Consider the following 20,477-nt stretch of genomic DNA (forward strand, 5'->3'; position numbering starts at 1 on the left):
AAAATCCCCGCAACTTGGCGGGGATTGTTGTTGATGGCGAAGCTTACTTAACGATTTCCATCTCTTGCAACAGGTTGTCTGCATTATCCAGATACTTCATCACCCACAGCATGTAACGGCTGTCCACCTGAATGGAGCGGTTGATGTTATCGTCGTAGTTCCAGTCACCTATGATGCTCTCATAAACACCGTCAAACAGCAGTCCCACCAGCTCGGCGCGGCCGTTGAGGGTTGGCGAGCCTGAGTTACCGCCTGTGGTATCCAGAGTTGAGAGGAAGTTGACCGGTACCGAGTCAATATCCTTGAAGTAGAAGTCACCATATTGTTTGGCCTTGATAAGCTCCAGCTCTTTCTTGGGAGCATCGAAAGGCTCAACCCCGGTGTCTTTCTGCACTATGCCTTCCAGACGAGTGAAAGGTACGGCGTAGAGACCATCTTTGGGTGAGTAGCCCTTCACATGGCCCACCGTCACCCGCAGGCTGGAGTTGGCATCGGCATACACAGGTTTGCCCTGCTCACGGTTGTAGGCAATGATGGCTTCCATGTACTGAGGACGCACCTTCATCAGCTCACCGGCCAACTCTTTCTTTTTCTGCTCCAGCTGCATACCTGTGTCATAGAAGGCCACGGCAAACTGGATCATAGGATCTTTCGAGGCCTTGAAATCGGCAACCGACTTGTCCATCCAGGCCAGACGCACATCTTTGTTATCCAGCTTGGTATTCTTGTACATCTTGTCCAGAGTCTTCTTCAGCTTGGCCTCATCGAGCTTGTTGCCTATGCCGAAGTACTTGTCCAGCGCTGGCAGTCGCTCAGACTTGGGCAGCGCCGCATAACGCTTGAGCATCTCAAACACCAGCGCCTTGTCGACAATGGCGGCATAACGGCGATCGATACGCTCCATACCGGCCTTGAAGCGGATCATGTCACGCTCCTGGAAACCCGGCTCACGTTCCATATCCGGCAATGCCTTTTCATTGGCCAGACGATAGAGTTCGCGGGCCGTTGGCAACATAGTGGTATACCCCAGATAGCCCAGGATAATGTCACGCTGCTGATCCGCCTGGCTTTGGGCGACCAGCTTGTCCAGCTGTGCCAACACCTCGCCATACTGGGCCTTGCGGCTGCTGTCGGCATCGATCCAGCTCTTGAGCTTGGCTTCCAGGGCACGCTTGTCTTCCAGCATGGTCGACTTGCCGTAGAACTCAATCATCGAGGTGAAGTTCTTGGCATAGTTAGCCAGACCGGCGATCAGGCTCTCGTACTTGATGCGTTCATCACTGCCTTCCGGAGCCGTCTCTTTAATGATCTCGATAAAGCGCTCACGCAGCTCCTTGCCTTGTGGGTAAGACCACTCAAACTGGTTTTCCACTTCATTGCCGGTGCGGTATCTGTTGGTGCGGCCCGGGTAACCGGCTACCATCACAAAGTCCCCTTCCTTGACCCCTTTGGCCGACACCTTGAGGAAGCTCTTGGGCTCGTAAGGTACGTTATCCTTGGAGAAATCGGCCGGCTTGCCATTTTTGTTGACATAGGCGCGGTAGAAGGAGAAATCGCCTGTGTGGCGCGGCCACATCCAGTTGTCGACATCACCGCCGTACTTACCCACGCTGGCCGCCGGGTTATACACCAGGCGGACATCACGGATTTCCAGCTGCTTCACCAGATAGTACTCGAGACCACCGTGGAAGCTGTAAACCTGACAGCGATAGCCATCTTCTTTTTCACACTGGGCCACCAGTGACTTCTCGGCCGCCTCGACGCCCTTGTAGAAAGCGTCGCCCTGCTTGTTGTCCAGGCCTTGCTTGACCTTGTCGGTCACATTGGTGACCTCTTCGGTGACATATACCCGCGAGCCCGGAGTTGCCGGCAATTCTTCGGCAAAGTTTTTCGCCAGGAAGCCATCACGCAGCAGATTATTCTCCGGGGTGGAGTTGTACTGGATGGAGCCGTAGGCACAGTGATGGTTGGTTACCACCAGGCCCTTGGGAGAAACGAAAGACGCGGTGCAGCCGCCCAGGCTTATCACGGCGTTCATCGGGAATTCGGTCAGCTTGGAAATAGACTTGGCGTCTATTTCCAGTCCTTTGGCCTTGAGCTCATCGGCCATGGCCGGCAATTGGTAGGGCTGCCACATGCCCTCATCGGCCTGAGCACCAAAACTGGTGGCTATGGCCGTTGCAAGTAACCATTTTTTCATTCTAGTAAGTCCATTCGCTGGTATCAGTTCAATTTGTTGTTTTTGTGCAACAAAAAAGCCGGGCACAAGTCCCGACTTTAACACAGACTACCAAGCGGCTACAGACTCGGAAAAATTCCCTTACAAAGGGCTTGTCTTAGGCCCCCAGCGTCGCATACAGCTGGGCAGCTATAATGCCTATCCCCAAGAGGGCCATCAATGCCATCGCCGGCTTGCCACCGGCAACTTTATAGCCTTCCGGCAACTCACGCCGCTGTTTCAGCGCTATGGCTATCGGCAGGAAGATGATGATCACCACTAAAGGCACGGCGGCAAAACCCAGCAGCGCTGAAAAACCTTCCGGCAGATACAGGGCGCAGGCCAGCGGCGGAATAAAGGTCAGCAACCAGGTCTGCAAGCGGCCGACAAAGTTACTCTTGGCGCGGATAAGCTCGGCGCTGAAGTCAAACAGGCTCAGGGTCACTCCAAGAAACGAGGTGATCAACGCCAAGTCGGCAAACAGCCCAATGCACTTGCTCACCAAAGGCTGCTCGCTGATGGCCTGCAAGGCACTGATGAGTTTTGACAGTGAACCGCCAAAGCCGTGAATGGTATCACCGCCAACGGTACCCAGGGTTACCAACAGCCAAAGCAGATAGCAGGCCAGCGGAATACCGGAGCCTATCAGCAGCACCTTGCGCAGGGAAACCGTGTCACCATCGAGATAGCGCACCAGAGTGGCAATACAGACATGGAAACCAAAAGAGGTAAACACCACAGGCACGGCGGCCAGCCACACATTGGCATAGGAATCGGTCGGCGCCTGCTCCAGTAAGGTATTCATATTCACCTCAGGCAGCAGAAACAGTACCACCAGCACCAGCATGACTATCATGGCAGAAAACAGCCCGCGGGAGAGCTTATCGACCCAACCGACTCCCAAGGCGGCAAAACTGCCCAGAGCCAAGGTAAACAAGAGTACCGCGTCCTGGCCATCCAGGGTCATATCGAACCAGGCCTTGGCCTTGAGCACCAGGAGATCGGCGCCGCCGGTCAGATAGGCGGCGGTCAGGGCAAACAGCAGGCTGAGAAAAGCGGCGCTTTGAATCAGTTGCCCCGTCTTACCCAAGGCTTTACCTGTGATGGCATGTAGGTTATCCCCCACGCCGGAGCGCAGATTGACTTCCAACATCAACAGTGAGGTGTAGGCGGAAATGCCCCAAATGACCAACATCAATAACAGTGCCGGCAGTAAGCCCATGGCAGCCGTTGCCAGTGGCAAGGCCAACATACCGGCACCAATCGCAGTACCCGCGACTATGGCTATAGAGCCCAATATTTTCAAGTTCACTAAAATTCGTCCTGTTCTTTTGTCTTGTTATCTTTAAGGTCAGATTTAACTCATGGGAAAGGCGAATTGTCAGCGCAGCTGGCAAGCTGTAACGTCTTGGCCGCAGATGAAATTCCGCCTTACGGAGTTTCATTGGCCCCAACAGCTCAGCAAACAGAAGAGGTATGCCACCAAGCCACTGGGGCTAACTAAATCGTGGACAGCGGAATTTGGGACTGCAGAGATGCAAACTCAACACGGAGGCTCTTTCTCAAAAAATTGACTTAACCGGGACATTAACAGAGCCACAGCCCTTGGGCAAGCAGGGAAGCGCGACTATCGGCCATGAGGCGAAAAGCGGGCCGATTCCATCAAAAACAGGGCAGAATATCATTATCGGTAAATGCGCCGCTGCTGATATTAGGGAAAGTGCGAACAAGTCCTCGTGGCGTTCTCTTTTGTAGAGAGTGGCTTGCACAGCAATTGGCGTTCAAGGCATCCAGGCAGAGCCTATTCACTGCGATAGCCTATCAGGACAATATCGCAGTGAATTTAAGCCCAGTCGCTCATGACTCACTTATTGAGTTCGACTCACGCGACCTCAGCTTGTGGCTGTGGAACTATGTCAGCTGTGTCACTGAGGGCATTCTCGCTCTTGGCCACCACGCTGGCGGCAATACTGTTACCCAGCACATTGGTGGCCGAGCGGCCCATATCGAGGAAGTGGTCGACCCCGAGCAAGAGCAGGATCCCCGCCTCGGGAATGTTGAATTGCCCAAGGGTTGCAGCAATCACCACTAACGAAGCTCTGGGCACACCGGCCATCCCTTTGGAGGTGACCATCAACAGCAGTAACATGGTCAACTGCTGCCCCAGACTCAGCTCAAAGCCATAGGCCTGGGCAATAAACATGGTGGCAAAGGTGCAGTACATCATGGAGCCATCCAGGTTGAAGGAATAACCCATTGGCAGCACAAAGCTGGAGATACGTTTGCTGCAGCCGAACTCTTCAAGCCGCTGCAACATTTTCGGATAGGCCGACTCAGAACTGGCGGTGGAAAATGCCAGCAGCAAGGGCTCACGCATCAAGCTCAGTAAACGACGGATACGGCCGCCGAGGAACAAGGAACCCGCAGCAATCAACACCAACCACAACAGCCCCATGGAAAGATAAAACTGTCCCATAAAGCTGCCATAGGTGAGCAATATGCCACTGCCCTCCTTGGCCACCATGGCACCTATAGCGGCAAATACGGCAAAAGGAGCAAAGTTCATCACATAAGCTGTCACCTTGAGCATGATATCTGCGCCGCTGCTGAGCACTGAAATCACCGGCTTGGCATGTTCACCGCAAGCCGCAGCCGCCAAACCAAAGAAGAGTGAGAACACCACTATCTGCAGAATTTCGTTGTCGGCCATGGCACCGATAACACTCTTGGGGATCGCATGGGAGACAAACTCTCTCAGGCTCAAACCACCGGCCTCCAGGCCTGTCACGGCATGGCTGTCCGGCAGCGCCAGGTCGAGCCCCACTCCCGGCTCCAGCAAGCTGACCATCAAGAGTCCCAACAGCAGCGAGATAACCGAGGCCATCATAAACCAGGAAAGTGTCTTCAAGCCGACCCGGCCAACAGTGCGGCTGTCTCCCATCTTGGCGATACCCACGGTCAGGGTGGTAAACACCAAGGGAGCGATGATCATCTTGATCAGATTAAGGAATATATCTGTGAGTATGGTAATGCTGTCTGCAAAGGTCTGGGCTTGTTCGGGGGAATACCAGCGCAAAATCTGGCCTGTCGCAATACCCAGCAACATGGCGAGAATAATCGACAGGGTCAACTTGTTCATTTTCATTATCATGTGTCGTGCTCCAGTGAATGCCTGGGAGATGGATCCGCCGCCAACGCAGGGGTGCAAAAGGCCATAAGGCCAGAGAAATGCATAAAAAAGCCAGCTCAGATCCAGACAGAATGTCTTCAATAACGCTCATGACTTACATGCATATCCTATGGAGGCAAAAACTGGCATAAGCAGTCCTGGAAGACGGTGAGATTGCCACTGGAGTAAGCCGATGAGCGTCAGCATCTTGAAACGTATCGTCCCGGAAGGGAAGCCTTAAGACTGGGTGGGCAAGTCGTCACCGTCATCTCTGACGGCTAAAAATGGCGCTTGCACTACAGGCTCGATTGGCGGGATAAGGCGAGTCAGTGTCCAATTCTATATAAATTTCAAATTATTAAAAATGTTTCGACACTAACTATTAAGATGGAAACTTTTAAAAAGAAAACCAGATTAACTGAAGATGAAACTTTATTTATCCAACTAATTTAGTGAGTTACTTCACGGCATTGTTGCGCTTGAAAAGACCACCAGGCATGAAACAGTAGCCGCAGCAGTCGCTGCGGCTATCGAGTCAGCTTTGGAAGGCGCTTATCACTCGGCTATCCAGGCCAGTTGCCAATGACTGCCGACACCGGGTTCAAACTGGGTCGCACTGGCCGACCATTGGCGGCAATAACCACTTTCCGGGAAGGGCTTGCAACGGTATATCTTGCCATCTTTGGGCTGCAGTACCCTGGTTCCCTCTGTGTATGACCCCAAACCATCAGGGAACTGGAAATCCGCCGGCGCTGTATCACCGGCTTGACGCAGGAAGAAACCAAACTCCTGGGTCAGCTCCTTGCCCTCTTGGGTCTGAGCCTTCAACTGCATGTGGTAATGTCCGGCAGCGGGCTCCAGCACTTCGATGTTGAAGTCGGCGCTGTTATTGTCAACCTGCTGCACGGCAGAACCGGATGCCTTGCCGTCATGAGTACTGATAAAGGCACTGACCTGCATTCTGGCATCTGTGGTTACAGTAAAGCCAACGCTGGCCTTGCCATCGACTATCTCATAGTTGTCGCCCAGGCCGCTGACACTGAAATCGCCGCCGGGCAGAGGCGCCAACTCAAAACCAGTTTCGACCCGGGTAATCCCGGAATCATTCTGGGCGAAGACATCATTCTTGCCATAGACGGGCACTATCTCACCATTGGCATTCAATTGCCCCGCCTTAAGGCCGGCGCCACCGGCATTGATCGCCTCAGCCAACAAACTGGGCCAGGTATTATGATTACCCTGCCCGGCATCGGCTATGGTGAGCCGGGTCGACAACGAAGGTTGTTCTCCGTTGTCACCAAACACCCGAGTGAACACCTGATCGCCAGCCTTAAGATCCTGGGACGGGTTGATATTCCCCACGTCCTGCCATTCGGAAGGAGTAGGGGCAGCGCCGTCAAAGTTCACATCTATGACATTGTAGAAACTGTTGCTGGTATCCCCCACTTCCCAAACCGCCAGCACAAGCTGATAACCGCTACGCTGTGGCAACTGACACTGATGTGTCAGCGTCTTGGGAGGCTGCACCATGCCGCCATCGACACTGCAAAATGGTTCGGACTCAAAGGCCGCCCGGCTCAAAGGTGCGTTGGAGTCCCAGTTTTGCTTGGTCAGATAGTAACGCCAATCTCGGGTAACATGATTGGCGGTCAGCTGCCAGGTAAAGTTGATAGGGCCGGCACTCACAGGTTGTTTGGTCCAGCGACTGGATGACTGCTGATCCAGCTCTCTGAAACTGGCATTTCCGGCACTGGCTATCTGACCATCGGCCGGGCCGGACGCCGGAAATCCTGAAGGCCCTTCGACGCTTTGGGGTTCCCACTGAATCGCACCACAGCTAGTGTTGTTGTGTTGATTACAGGCGTAGGCTCTGGACTCTGGGCTTTTCACATAGCCATGAGCCAACGCCTGGGTAGATAACCCTACCCCAGCGGCTGCCAATGCCAAGGACAAAGCTGTTGTTTTAAATGATGATTTAACCACTTTGCAATACTCCATTTTGCTGCCTTAACGACAGTTCCTTGAACAAGCGGTATTTGGGCACACAAGAGAATGACTCTGTTGCAGACACAGTCAGCGACTGTGGCAGCCCCGCTATCTTAACCCGAGGGCCTTAGACCGGAAGCTTTGCGTCCTGAGCTTTCGCTCAGTTTGCCAAATACCCAGAAGCTCTCACCTCAGTTTCCTGCGGCTGAGAGTTCTATGAGTAAAGGCAAAAATGACAACGATGTCAAAGAGGAATTTCTTTAAAAACCAAAAAGTTAAAAACAGACAATGCGTACAGCATACTGAGCATCACAACATCTGCTTGATTCATATCGGATAAACGAAATACCGTAAAATCCCCCTGTCACTGAGCCGACCAGTGTTGCCATGACGAGCTTTATGGTTATAATGGCCGCCTCTGTCTTAGGGGAGTAGCTAACCTGGGTCCCGCCCAGGGGTAAGCATCAACACACTTGGCCTCATGCCATGGTGCTTACAGCAAGTTTAGGCTTGCCAGGCAAGACCTGAGCACGGTATACCGCACAAATATAAAGGGGTGGGCGGTGGACTGTGCTTGGAATTTTGCCACCCCGAAGGAACGCCCATTTTGGAAGCACTCATCGCCTCAACTCTCACTGTCGCCGTAGCCGAAATCGGTGACAAGACTCAGCTGTTGGCCCTGTTGTTGGCCGCCCGTTTCAAAAACAAGACCGCGATTATCTCAGGGATCCTTGTCGCCACCCTGCTCAACCATTTTGCCGCCGCCTGGCTGGGCCAATGGGCCATGGGTTGGCTCAGCGCCGATATCGGCCGTTACCTTGTTGCCGGCAGTTTCTTTGCCATCGCCCTCTGGGTGCTGGTGCCCGATAAGGTCGATGCCGAAGAGAGCCGCTTCTACCGTTATGGCCCCTTTGTGGCCACCTGTTTACTGTTCTTTATCGCCGAAATGGGTGACAAGACCCAGGTCGCAACCGTGGTGCTGTCGGCCAAATACGATAGCCTGCTGATGGTAGTAACAGGCACCACTGTCGGCATGCTGCTGGCGAATGTTCCTGTGGTGCTGGCTGGCCATTTCAGTGCCGACAAGCTGCCCATGACCTGGATCCACAGAGGTTGCGCCCTGCTGTTTGCCCTATTGGGGATAGCCACCCTGCTGTGGGAATAGGGAAACCGCTGACAGCGCAAAAGGGGCAGCTCAAGCTGCCCCTGTTATTTCCGGCGTGCCGCTATCAGCTGGCCAGCATCTCTTGCACCCGGCGACCGTAGTCGGCATCGGCCTGGCTAAAGTGGCCAATCATTCGCTGCTGCACATCCTGAGTCGCTTGACTCAGAGTACCGCAGATATTGCTGATAAGCCTGGCTTTTTCCTCTTCCGGCAACAAGCGGTAAAGGTTGCCAGCCTGGGTGTAGTCATCCTGGCCATAACGGCTGTATCTGTCGGCTTCACCATCCAGGCGCAGCGGCGGCTCTTTGAACTCGGTCGCATCCTGCAGGCTGCTAGGCTGCGAGTTGGGGCCATAGTTTGCCGACGCATCGCCACCTGTCTGGCTACCATGGTAAGGGCATTGAGCCCCGGCCATGGCACCGGCACGTTGATGATGATTGGCCTGAGTCGCATGAGGGCAGTTCACCGGCAACTGGTTATAGTTGGCTCCTATCCGATAGCGCTGGGCATCGGCGTAGGCAAACAGGCGAGCCTGCAACATCTTGTCCGGTGACGCGCCGACACCGGGAACCAGGTTACTCGGCGCCAGTGCCACCTGCTCTACTTCGGCGAAGTAGTTCTGAGGCAGACGATTGAGCTCCAGTACCCCAACCTCAATCAGCGGGTAGTCCTTATGTGGCCATACCTTGGTCAAATCAAACGGGTTGATATGGTAAGTATTGGCATCGGCTTCCGGCATTATCTGTACCTTGAGCTTCCAACTGGGGAAGTTGCCATCTTGGATTGCCGCCACCATGTCACGCTGGGCATGATCCGGATCGATTCCCTTCACCTTGGCGGCCTGCTCTTCAGTCAGGTTGGCTATGCCCTGCTCTGTCTTGAAGTGGAATTTGACCCAGAAGCGCTCACCCTTGGCATTCCAAAATGAGAAGGTGTGCGAACCAAAGCCATGCATCTGCCGATAGTTGGCCGGAATGCCCCGGTCAGACATCAATACAGTCACCTGATGCAAGGACTCTGGGTTGAGCGACCAGAAGTCCCACATCGCCTGAGGATCTTTCAAATTGGTGTGCGGATTCCGCTTCTGAGTGTGGATAAAGTCAGGAAACTTGATGCCGTCACGCAGGAAGAAGGTGGGGGTGTTGTTGCCCACAATGTCGTGATTACCGCGCTTGGTGTAGAAACGAACCCCAAAGCCACGGGGATCGCGCTCGGCATCGGCGCTGCCCATCTCACCGCCTACGGTCGAGAAGCGAACAAAGGCCTCGGTCTGGGTGCCAATCCCCTGGAAATGTTCGGCTATGGTGTATTGGCTCATATCATTGGTCACTGTGAAGGTGCCATAAACCCCCGTGCCTTTGGCATGCACTACCCGCTCAGGGATCCGCTCGCGGTTGAAGTGGGCCAACTTTTCAATCAGGTGCCAGTCCTGCAGCAACAGGGGACCACGCTCTCCGGCGGAGAGGGAATTCTGATCGTCTGCGATGGGGGCGCCGCTCTGGCTGGTGATATATTGCTTCTGACTCATCTCGTGCTCCTTAATCCTTTGTCTCGTTTAACCAGTTTTCAATCACATCGAATATGGTGGCCATAGGTGCTCCCTTGAGCAGTCGTATTGGCGATGTGGTCATCTTAGTCAGGCGACGACATTTTTAAAAACGATTAAAACTGATTATCACAATTCCATTTATAGATTAAGTCGAGTTTGGGATTGAGAAGCGGGGAAAAGAAATGCATAACCGAGATAGCAGTGACTGCCAGTCGAGATGAAAAACGGCTGAAGCAGAGCAAACGTACATTGCCACAAAAGCAACAAACCTTCTAGAAACTGGCGTCTGGGGCCCCCTGACACCGGGTTGTCAGCCTTGCTGATCCTCAGATTTTTCCGGGCTTGCCTGAGGGGCGGCCGGCAAATCAGGCTCAGGGCTACGATAGAGTTTAACCAGGTAATAGGCATCGATAAGCACTATGAAGAAGTTCACCAAAGCCACAGGATATGCAGCAATGGCGATCCCATAGGCAACAAACAGCGCCGCTCCAAGCAGGTTCCACCAGCGCAGTCGTTTGATATTGGACATCATCAGAGAGATGGCCACCACTACCGATGCCAGATAACCGACCCACTCCCATATATTGATTGTATCCATTCAAGCTCCCCTATTTGGGATGGCTAATGGTGTCGAGATCCACCAGATCCCAACACCCCTGATTACGATAAAGGCGTTTACCCTTATAAGGATAGTCGGCCACATCATGGCTGAGGCGTTGTCCCATGACTAAATATTTGAGCGGCCTCTCGGAAGTGTTGTTCATGCCATGAGCCACACTGCCGGCCGGGAAAGCGATAAAGTCCCCGACCCCGATGGCGAAGACTTGTTGATCGATACACACCTCGCCTTCACCTTCGAGCACATAAATACACTCTTCTTCAAAATAATGAAGGTGGTATTCGGTGCTGTCACGCCCGGGCGCCAGCTCAATCAGATGCACTCCAAGATGAGCAAGGCCGATGACATCACCGAGAGATTTTCTAAGTCGCACCGCATTGGGGTTGAGGAAATGCGTCCGCTCCTCCCCTTTCATGGCGTCTATCTCACTGGCTTTCAGCAGAAACTCCCTTGCATTCATCTCTGTCCCCTGAGTCAGAGCGCCCTTGAGTGAAGCTGTCAGCGCTTGACCACGGCCGCGGTCATACGGGAAATACAGGTCAGCTCACCGGCGCTGTTATGAATAAGCACTTCCCAGACAGAGCTGCGTTTGCCCAAATGTACGGCTCTGGCTGTTGCCTTGAGTTCACCATTGCGGGCTGCCCGCAGGTGATTGGCGTTGATCTCCTGACCTACACAATAGTAGTTTTCAAAGTCCACCGCAAAATTGGCGGCATAGCTGGCCACCGTCTCTGCCAGCGCCACATTGGCACCACCATGTACTATCCCAAGTGGGTTGTGGATAGCCGGAGACGCAGGCATGCTGGCTACCATATAGTCATCACCTATCTCAGTGATGCGGATCCCCAGGGTCTGCATCAAAGTGCCTTTGCCCCCCATACCGGCATCCAGTTTGGCACAATCTTCCAGGGTGATGGGTCGAAACCAAATACTCATCTTATTGTTATCCTTAGTACTCCAATAGGAAAATCAGTGTACTTGGCTGCCTGTATCCAAGTAAACCCGGCCAGCGCAATCCTCTGACCGGGTGGGTGTCAATCAAGACTTGAGAGCTTTAGCCGCGGCGGCGCAGCCCCAATGCTGCGAGAAACAGCAGTGACAGATACCCCAAGGCACCACCATCATGTTTGGAAGGCTCAACCTTGGCAGGATAGCTGAGTGCCACTATCACAGGGTCATGATCCGAAGCCGAGAAGGCATTGTCAGACTTGGGCAATTCACCTGTGTACTTCTTGCCATACTCGAACATGTTGGATTCGACCGAGTTGATATGCCAGTCTTCAATGGCAACCAAACGCTCCGCCAGACTGGCGTTGGCCAGTGCATGGTCGAGATTTCCCAACTCACCGTTATAGCTGTAGGAGAAAGTATCGACACCATGGGCCAAGGTGTTGAGGTTGATAAGCCCATACCCCTTGTTGATTTCAGTTCCCTGATGCTCGTAGACCTTACCGTTCAGAGTGGTCCAGGAGGCGGTACGCAGAACCCGTTCTGATTGGGTGGCATCATAGTCGGTCAGCACCCGCACAGGATCTTCCAGACCATAGGCATTGAGATCGCCGATCACCAGGAGATCGCCGTCGATCTTTTGCAAGGCTTCTCCCAAAACTTTGGCAGCTGACACCCTGAAGGCGTTGCACTTGCCCTGCAGATCCTGAGGATCCCGGTTCTCATCAAAGTTCAGCCAATCCTCAAGACAACCCGAGCCCTTGGACTTGAGATGATTCACCACCAGAGTCAGGCTCTGATCTGCTATGTTGAACTTCTGTCCCAGACTGTAGCGCTGATACTTATCAAAGGCAGGGCTGGCTTCCTGCTTGCCATCGACTTCCCGGCTGGCAACCGCTTCAGCGGCATGCTGCTCTGGAGTCGCAATCACAAAAGCCTCGGCTGCCGGAGTCACCCTGGCGGGGCGATAAAGCATGCCCACGGTAATGGCATCGCCGCCGAGATACTTACCATCTTTTTTGTCGGCGTCGGCTATCTCTACAAAGGCATAGATATCCTCATCGGCTTGCTGCTCATTGAGCGCATCGACCAGATTGCGGATGGCGCTTTTCTCGCCAAAGCCGTTGTTGGCAATCTCCATCAAACCCACTATGTCGGCGTTCATGGCAGTAATGGCATTGACTATTTTAGTGCGTTGCAACAGCATCTCTTCTTCGCTGAGGGCGCCGCGGTTATCACCTGTTGGATTGGCGTCACCACCAACGGCATCGTTGAAGAAATTAAGCACATTGAAGCTGGCGACCCGGATATCCCCCTTCTCGGCAATAGCCGGTGCTTGGCTGCGATCGTCGCCGCGTAATATATCCCCAGGAGTAATACTGTTGGTTGCCACCAGACGATACTGGTTATAGCTGTATCCTATAACCCCCTCAAGGCCGGTTAACTGGTCGCCAACCCGCAGATATCCTGTCTCTGGGTTGAAGTCCGGCATCCAGGGCAGCTCGCCGTCTTTGGTCTTGAAGTCTGACTCAACAAACAATTGGTTAGCACGGTTGGCTTGCTCCAGTGCCATCGCCTCTGGCGACAGCGGCAGGTGTACCTGGGTCGGCTTCAGCAGCGGCGCCTTGTGAGACAACATAAGATTGTTGCGACGGGCATCGTAGTCAAAGCTGAAGTTACGGCTGACCTTGAGATCACTGCCGGCATCCAGTACTACCTTCATGCCTTCAAAGCGCTCCAGCGCTTGCTGCAGGGTTTCACCGTCTGCCACATAAAAAGGCGCAGCCACCGGCAGTTGGGTAAACTCACCCACGGCAAATTTTTTGTCGGCCTTGATATCCAACTGAGTCAGGCCATAGTACTCCTTGACCTTACCCTGTACGCAAACCTCGACACCGGGCTGCACTGTTTCCGGCGCAGCTTCACCTAGGAATACAAAGATGCCGTCGGAGGTGAAAGGCGAGTTGTCTCCCTTGGGATCTTGCAGATAAAAGCCTTTGAACAGGCTGTCGCCACGGGCACTGACCACCCCCTTGAGGGTGTATTCGCTGTCGGATTCGAACTTGCCCTCAGGGACCAACGGACTGCGATCTCCGCTCCCCTGCACTTCATAGATGGGTGTCAGCGTGGCGCCATCACAGCTGAATGCCGTAACTTCAGGGGCTGCAGCCTCATCCAGGCTGCCGAGTCCTTTGAAGTTATCAGTGCCCATAGGTTGCCAATCGGCGGCATTGAATTGCGTCGAGGCAGTGAGCACCGACTTGCTGCGGGCCAAAGTGATATTCAGGCCCCAGTCGGCTGGGGTAGGCACGGCGCCGACAATATCGACGACGACGCCATCTTTCATCAGGGCTACCGCATCACCGCCATTGAAATAGAGATTGCCCTTGAGACTGTCGACTCCAGCAGGCAAGCTTATTTCAGCATTGGGATGCAGAATCACTTTAATCCCCTTGGCCGCCATGCTTTGGCCATCCAATAGCAGCATATCGGAGGCATCAGTAGCGCCATCTTTATACCGCACCAATTTATAGCCGTTTAAATCGACTTGACTATCACCAGAGTTATATAGCTCTATGGCTTTATTATTGGCGCTGCCCTCAACGTATTCGCTGATTAAAACATCGGCATTGGCCATCACTGGAATGGTGGCAGCCACGGCAATCGCAATGGCTGTCAGCTTGTTAACATTATCCATATTATCAACCCCTTTTATTGTAATAATGCCGTTAATTTCTATTAACGTGCCGCGGGATTGTCCCAGAGAAGAACGGTCAATTGAAGTGGTTTAATCACATTTAGGCAACAGTTATACCGAACGCAAATTCTATATAAATCATTAATTAACCACCATGTTCTCAACTGAGAACAAAGCAGAAAACCCTGTTTCAACCCAAGCTGTTATTTAATAAATAAATAGTTAGACAACAAATAAAGCCTGTCTTCTATAAAATATAATAAGCCGTATGATATGGTCGATAAAACAGACAAATATTTTTACATCAAATAATCAGTAAACCTCGAAACTAATTATCTCTCCCCGTCATCAAAAATTAATTTTTGCGCGATATGACCATAAAAAAAGCGGCCGGATGGCCGCTTTCATCTATTTGGGTTATCAGAATTGAGCAACAACAGGATCAGAGCAAAGCTCGGCTCCCAGTTCACAAACCTGATAAGTCACGCTATTGGCTTCGGTATTGAAGCGGTCACGGAACTGGCCATCGTTGGCGGTGGTCGCAACCTGCTCACCGTCGCGGAAAATCGCCACTTCATCACCCAGGGCACCATTCCAGTTAACATCGACCATGGCGCTGCCACGACGGGACTTGAGGGCGCGGCTGATATCGGCAGAGATGCTGTGGGCAAATACCTGCACTTCCATGCTGACACTGTCGCTGAGCTCGGTGGCATCGGTCGCTGTCAGGGTCACTGTGTAGGTACCGGCCTCAGCATACACATGTTGAGGGTTTGCCTCGCTGGAGACAGAGCCGTCACCGAAATCCCAGTGGTAGCCGGCGATATCATCATTGATATCAGAGCTGCTATTGCTGAAACTGACGCTCAAACCTTCGGCTTGATAGTCAAAGCCGGCATTAGGTGCTGAAGGACCGGCTTCACCCAGCGCCGTGATCACCATACCCCAGTTGTTCAGGGTGCCTGTATCACCACCGGCATGGTCAGTCACGCTGAGAGTCCAGGTACCTTGGGCAATTTCACCGTTGAAGTCGCCCAGATCCCAGCTCTTGACGATATCGTCATTGCTGCTGCCTTCGCGATTATGCAGCACCACTTCGGTGCCGGATGGCGAAGTCAGGGTCACTGTCAAATCACCAATCCAGGTGTGGCTGATGTTGACGTTGGTATTGACACCAAAGATCTGCAGCGGATCGGCGATCTCAATGGTGCTGGTCACTGTGGTGTTATCGGCAATAGCCACTGGGGTATCATTGCTGTATGGGAAGTCATTCAGCCCTTGAGGGATGATTTCCAGGCTCACCACACTGCTCTTTTCAATACTGCCGTCATTACCCGATACCGTGATGGCGTAATCGCCCCACTGAGTCTCGGCGGTACTGGCTACGTTCAGGGTAAAGCTGTCACCGGCACCCACGCTGGCGGCAGACAAAGATACCCCTTCCAGAGCCGGCTCCACACTGACACTCAGCTCAACACTACCATCCCAACCGGCCACACTACCGACACTGAAGTCATAGCTGGTGCTTTCACCGGCTTCGATAGTGCGGGCAGCCGGAGTCACGCTGAAGCGATAACTTGGGCTTGGGTTGGCTTGATCGAGCGCGTTGGCCGCGTTCAGACGGGTACCGGCAACACTCTTGCCAGTCATGGCCGCATTGGCATCACCCGAATTCATCAACAGTTCTTTCATCTCAAGCGGTGTCAGATCCGGGTTGATGGACCACACCAGAGCCGCCACCCCGGTCACCATAGGCGTAGCCATGGAAGTACCCGAATAACTCTCGTAACCACCACCTGGAACCGTTGACAGAATGGCACTGCCAGGCGCCGCCATGTCTACGCTGGTAGCACCCCAGTTGGAGAACCAGGAGATACCATCCGAGCTATCGGTACTGGCGATAGACATCACTATGTCCGATTCATAGTTGGACGGATAATGAGGGCTGACATCATTGTCACTGGTGTCATTACCGGCCGCAGCCAGGAACAGAATACCGGCTTCACCGGCGGCTTCGATGGAGTCCTTCAGCGCCTGGCTGAAACCACCGCCGCCCCAGGAGTTGTTCGTTGCTTTGATATCAACGCCGTGATTCACCTTGAGATCAGTCATATAGTCGATACAGGCGATGGCATCCGCGGTAGAACCTGTACCGGCAGGGGTCAGGAACTGACAACCAATGATCTTCACATCCCAGTTAACCCCGACCACACCCAGACCATTGTTGCCCTTGGCACCAATGGTGCCGGATACATGGGTACCATGGCCGTTGCCGTCCATGGGATCGCCATTATTGTTGGCCGAGCTGAAACCGTGAACATCATCAATCACGCCGTTGCCGTCATCATCTATGCCGTTACCCGGAATTTCACCCGGGTTAACCCACATATTGGCCTGCAAGTCCGGATGGTTATAGTCAACCCCGGTGTCGATAACCCCAATGATCACATCCGAGCTGCCTGTAGTGACATCCCAGGCTTCGGGAGCATCAATATCGGCGTCAGCCACACCACCGGTTTGCCCAGTGTTGTGCATGCCCCAGAGCTCAGGGAAACGGGGATCATCCGGCATGCCTATGGCCCGCAGAATGTAGTTGGGTTCAGCATATTTAACCGCTGGGTGGCTGGAGATCATCTTGATCGCCTGTTCAATATCGGCGCCTTGACGCAGATTCAGCTTGGCCAGACGGCCATCGAGCAAGCGGGCAAATTTGTCATCTATACCATCGGCATTGGCATCACGCAGAGTGCCACGAACCAGACGCTGAGCCGCGATGCGCTCCTCTTTGGTGGCATTATCCTTGTAAACCACCAGGATAGAGTCCTTGGCGTAACGGATCTCGTTTTTAGCCATTGCAGGAGCGGCGCCAAGCGCCATAACACCAGCGACAGCCACCGCCAATGGCGAGAATTTTTTCAACATATTCGGGCTTCCTATAGTCCTTATAATCCCTTGGTATCCGGAACGGCTTGCATCTGCGGCACTTCCTTGAAACGACAGGCAAACAATGGCCAGCGAGTGAAATCCGGCGTTTATTTATTGCAAATAGATTGTTACCGCAATGAAAACAAGAGAGAAAGTAGCAAACTGAAAAATACGACTTTGATACTAGACGGGTTAGGTATTTTGAATCTTAAAAACATCTGAAAAATAAAAATAAAAACTTATTTTTCAATATACTAAATAAAATCAAACCTTCAAACCCAGACAATATCGACTAAAGCCTAAATAGCCTTTAACTCCGATTGCGGCACCCGTCCCATACGCGTAACTTTTGTTGCTGATTTGTTCCACTCTGGTTCAATCAAGGATATGTACGAAAAGGAGTCTTAGGTGTCGGTACTCGCAAAAATCCTGTTTGGTTCAGCCGTTTTGTTGACCAGTCTTGGTACAGCAGCGACAGAGCGCCAGGTAAATGCACTACAGGAGTTGCCAGTCACCCTCCAGACACTGCTGGAAACTCAGGGTCGCGACAACTTGGTCGACCTGATGCAACAAGGCAGTTTCAACCAAGCCATCATAGTTCAAGCCGGAATTGACAACAGCGCCATCCTCACCCAGGCCGGGTTGGGGAATCAGGCACAAGTAGTACAACTCGGGGTCAATAACCAGGTTGAAATGATGCAGGTGGGTGACGCCAATAAGGCAAACATCACTCAAATAGGCAATGACAATCTGGTGCAACTCAACCAGCTTGGCAGCGCCAATTTTTCGATACAACAAATTGCCGATGCTGCCACTATCAGCATCACGCAGTATTAAAAACACAGGGAGCGTTTAATGAAATCTCAAGCTAAAAAGTCACTGATTGCACTGGCTATCACAACGGGTCTGGGTATGAGTGCCCAAGCCTTCGCCGGCAGTGTCAACGAAATCTCAGTTAACCAGCAGAGCCGCAGCACTGTAGGTCAGGAAGTCTATGCCGAGCAAACCGGCATTCTGAACCTGGCAGTCATCAATCAGGAAGGTTCTGCCCAGGAAGCCACCGTGGTTCAAGACGGTGTTTGGCACGAAGCCTATGTTGATTCCAAGGGCGACGAAAACAAAGTTATAGTGACTCAGAATGAAGACTGGCACGTGGCCAGCGTCGATGTAGACGGTAACGTCAACACTGCAACTGTCGCTCAATCCGGTTTCTTCAACGAAGCCAATGTTGAGCTGATCGGTGACAACAACAGCGCCGAAGTAAACCAAAACGGTGACACCAACTTCGCAGTATTCCGTGTCAACGGCAACGACAACTCCGGCTATATCAGCCAAAACGGTAACAACAACGAAGCCGGCATGATAGCCGTTGATTTCAGCCCCAACGTAGGTAACGGTAACTCTGTGACCGTGCTGCAGGAAGGCAACAGCAACATAGGTGGCGTGCGTGGCGTTGCCGGTGATAACAACAGCATCGAAATCGATCAGGCAGGCGATCTGAACACTGGTTTTGTTTACGCCCTGTCCGGCTCTGAAAACAACATCGAAATGATGCAAACCGGCACTGCCAACACCGCAGTACTCGAATTCACCACAGGTGATGACAACGACGTTGAAATCTACCAGAAAGGTGATGGCAACGCGGTAGGCGATCTGCTGGTTGCCGATATTCAAGGTAGCGACAACGTAGTCGATATCCAGCAGGAAGGCGACACCAACGGCGTTGAATTCCAAATCTGGGGTGACGACAACAACATCGACCTGGAGCAGGATGGCAGCACCAACTTCGCTACTGCCGCCGCCTATGGCACTGACAACAGCATGGACCTGACTTCACAGGGCGATTACAACGAGCTGGTTGCATTCGCCACAGGTGAAGACAACCAGATCGAAATCCATCAGGAAGGCACTGAAAACTTTGCCTATGCCGAGCTGGAAGGTGAGAACAACGAAGTTGATATGGAGCAAGATGGCAGCGCCAACGAAGCTCTGGTCACTGTTGTTGGCTATGACAATGCCGATATCGAAACCACTCAAAGCGGTGACCTCAACCTGGTAGACCTGCTGATCCTGGGTGATGACAACCTGGCTCAAATCGTTCAAAGCGGCGACAACAACTGGGTGAGCGGTGTTGACGGTGGCGCCTTCGCCGTAGTTGGTACAGGTAACAGCCTGATGATCACCCAAAGCGGTAACGAAAACCTGGTTGTCGGTTCTCAGGCCGGTACCAGCAACGCTATCAGCGTAACCCAAAGCGGCGACTACAACGTTGCCACTGTTATCCAGAACTAATCACTCTGGTACTTTATGCGAAAGGGAGCCTCTTGGCTCCCTTTTTGTTTGTCCAATTGCCAACTGAGCGTGAGTCATTATGGCTTGAAAACTTATGGTTCCAGCGGTTTCCTGGGAACCCCATACCATAAGCATCGAATAGCAAGGCGAGTATTCGCCGCTGGCACAACGGCTAACATGGCTTTCAGTTCAATATAGCCAAATAACATTGATAGGGCTTCCAGCGACGGACGTCTCCCATTGCCTGCCGCAGGCTTATGCACAGGCGATTCTGTGACATGGCGAGAGTTGCGCCAGCAACATGCTTTCGAGCGCGAGCCTTGGATGGCGAACTGGCCGTTGTGCATGGAGGCATTTACACCACGACTTTAGGCCGCTGGCACAGCGGCTATCATGGCTTTGAACCAAATATCACTAATAAACCTGGTTTTAGCTGCCAGCTAAGTTACAGCCCATCACCTGCGGTGCGGATGGGCAGGAAGCCCGAATGCCGTGAAGGACAGGACGTCCGAAAACGGCCTCTCGCACAGGCGATCCTGTGACACGGCGTGAATACGTCCCTGTAGCCTCGACGAAAACATCCTTGTTTTCGACGGTCACAGTTCCGCCTGTGCCTGAAAATGAGGTGTATGTCTGCAGACACTTCAGATGTTTCAAGCTACTCAGTGCTAACAGAATTACACCAATTCCCCCTTCGGAGCCGCCGCTGGCGTTGTTGTAAATTGGCGTAGCCGAGACAGGGAGGTCGAGGCTCGAAGGTCGAGCAGGGCGAATGTTGCGAAGCGACAAGTTCATGAGCGCGAGCCAAGGAAGGCGAGCTGGCCCTTATGCATGGATGCATTTGGCGAGTCCTGAGTGTAGCCAATTTGCTTCATAAGCCAGCGGGGATTTCGGCTACGTCGGGGTGC

At 52.9% G+C, this 20,477-nt stretch carries 13 protein-coding genes and 2 riboswitches; of the genes, 3 read left to right on the forward strand and 10 right to left on the reverse strand.

All coding sequences use genetic code 11. The annotated features are described in order from the left end of the window. Positions 1–43 precede the first annotated feature (43 nt). The 4 genes from ACWAU4_RS17640 to gbpA form a co-directional block, all read right to left on the reverse strand. Complete coding sequence (locus ACWAU4_RS17640; protein ID WP_219014025.1) at positions 44–2,200, reverse strand: S46 family peptidase; 2,157 nt, start codon at positions 2,198–2,200, stop codon at positions 44–46. Positions 2,201–2,336: 136 nt separating this feature from the next. Then, positions 2,337–3,530, reverse strand: coding sequence for an aromatic amino acid transport family protein (locus tag ACWAU4_RS17645; protein WP_208125055.1), 1,194 nt, complete (start codon positions 3,528–3,530; stop codon positions 2,337–2,339). A gap of 570 nt (positions 3,531–4,100) precedes the next feature. Continuing rightward, positions 4,101–5,369 carry a dicarboxylate/amino acid:cation symporter gene (locus tag ACWAU4_RS17650; RefSeq protein WP_198556982.1) on the reverse strand — a complete coding sequence of 423 codons (1,269 nt, stop codon included), beginning with the start codon at positions 5,367–5,369 and terminating at the stop codon, positions 4,101–4,103. Positions 5,370–5,942: 573 nt separating this feature from the next. Beyond that, positions 5,943–7,385: an N-acetylglucosamine-binding protein GbpA gene (gbpA, locus tag ACWAU4_RS17655; protein ID WP_208125056.1), complete on the reverse strand. Its 1,443-nt coding sequence runs from the start codon at positions 7,383–7,385 to the stop codon at positions 5,943–5,945. Positions 7,386–7,468: 83 nt separating this feature from the next. Then, positions 7,469–7,553: riboswitch (cyclic di-GMP riboswitch) on the reverse strand. Between the two features lie 232 nt (positions 7,554–7,785). Further along, positions 7,786–7,888: riboswitch (yybP-ykoY riboswitch) on the forward strand. A gap of 92 nt (positions 7,889–7,980) precedes the next feature. Between gbpA and ACWAU4_RS17660 the strand changes: the two genes are divergently transcribed. Next, entirely contained in the window at positions 7,981–8,538 is a 558-nt protein-coding gene (locus ACWAU4_RS17660) for a TMEM165/GDT1 family protein (RefSeq protein ID WP_044735108.1), read from the forward strand. Between the two features lie 64 nt (positions 8,539–8,602). On the opposite strand, the gene katB is transcribed toward ACWAU4_RS17660, so the two are convergent. The 6 genes from katB to ACWAU4_RS17690 all read right to left on the reverse strand — a co-directional run bounded on the left by katB (position 8,603) and on the right by ACWAU4_RS17690 (position 17,274). After that, positions 8,603–10,066 (reverse strand): catalase KatB, encoded by a 1,464-nt coding sequence (gene katB / locus ACWAU4_RS17665; RefSeq protein ID WP_208125057.1) that lies wholly within the window; start codon positions 10,064–10,066, stop codon positions 8,603–8,605. A gap of 331 nt (positions 10,067–10,397) precedes the next feature. Next, positions 10,398–10,685: a YgjV family protein gene (locus ACWAU4_RS17670; RefSeq protein WP_025008984.1), complete on the reverse strand. Its 288-nt coding sequence runs from the start codon at positions 10,683–10,685 to the stop codon at positions 10,398–10,400. Positions 10,686–10,695: 10 nt separating this feature from the next. Continuing rightward, on the reverse strand, positions 10,696–11,166 hold the full coding sequence (locus ACWAU4_RS17675) for a cupin domain-containing protein (protein WP_025889350.1): 471 nt from the start codon (positions 11,164–11,166) through the stop codon (positions 10,696–10,698). Positions 11,167–11,204: 38 nt separating this feature from the next. Further along, positions 11,205–11,642, reverse strand: a complete 438-nt coding sequence (locus tag ACWAU4_RS17680) for a PaaI family thioesterase (protein WP_025008982.1) — start codon at positions 11,640–11,642, stop codon at positions 11,205–11,207. Between the two features lie 118 nt (positions 11,643–11,760). Then, complete coding sequence (gene exeM / locus ACWAU4_RS17685; RefSeq protein ID WP_208125058.1) at positions 11,761–14,352, reverse strand: extracellular exonuclease ExeM; 2,592 nt, start codon at positions 14,350–14,352, stop codon at positions 11,761–11,763. 420 nt (positions 14,353–14,772) lie between these two features. Beyond that, positions 14,773–17,274: a S8 family serine peptidase gene (locus tag ACWAU4_RS17690; protein WP_208125059.1), complete on the reverse strand. Its 2,502-nt coding sequence runs from the start codon at positions 17,272–17,274 to the stop codon at positions 14,773–14,775. Positions 17,275–17,685: 411 nt separating this feature from the next. Here ACWAU4_RS17690 and ACWAU4_RS17695 point away from each other — a divergent pair, with 411 nt between their 5' ends. Together ACWAU4_RS17695 and ACWAU4_RS17700 are read left to right on the forward strand one after the other, a co-directional pair. After that, entirely contained in the window at positions 17,686–18,114 is a 429-nt protein-coding gene (locus ACWAU4_RS17695; RefSeq protein ID WP_144167788.1) for a curlin, read from the forward strand. Positions 18,115–18,132: 18 nt separating this feature from the next. Further along, complete coding sequence (locus tag ACWAU4_RS17700; RefSeq protein ID WP_028779407.1) at positions 18,133–19,569, forward strand: curlin; 1,437 nt, start codon at positions 18,133–18,135, stop codon at positions 19,567–19,569. Positions 19,570–20,477 lie beyond the last annotated feature (908 nt).

It is taken from the genome of Shewanella sp. FeAMO (assembly GCF_053653955.1).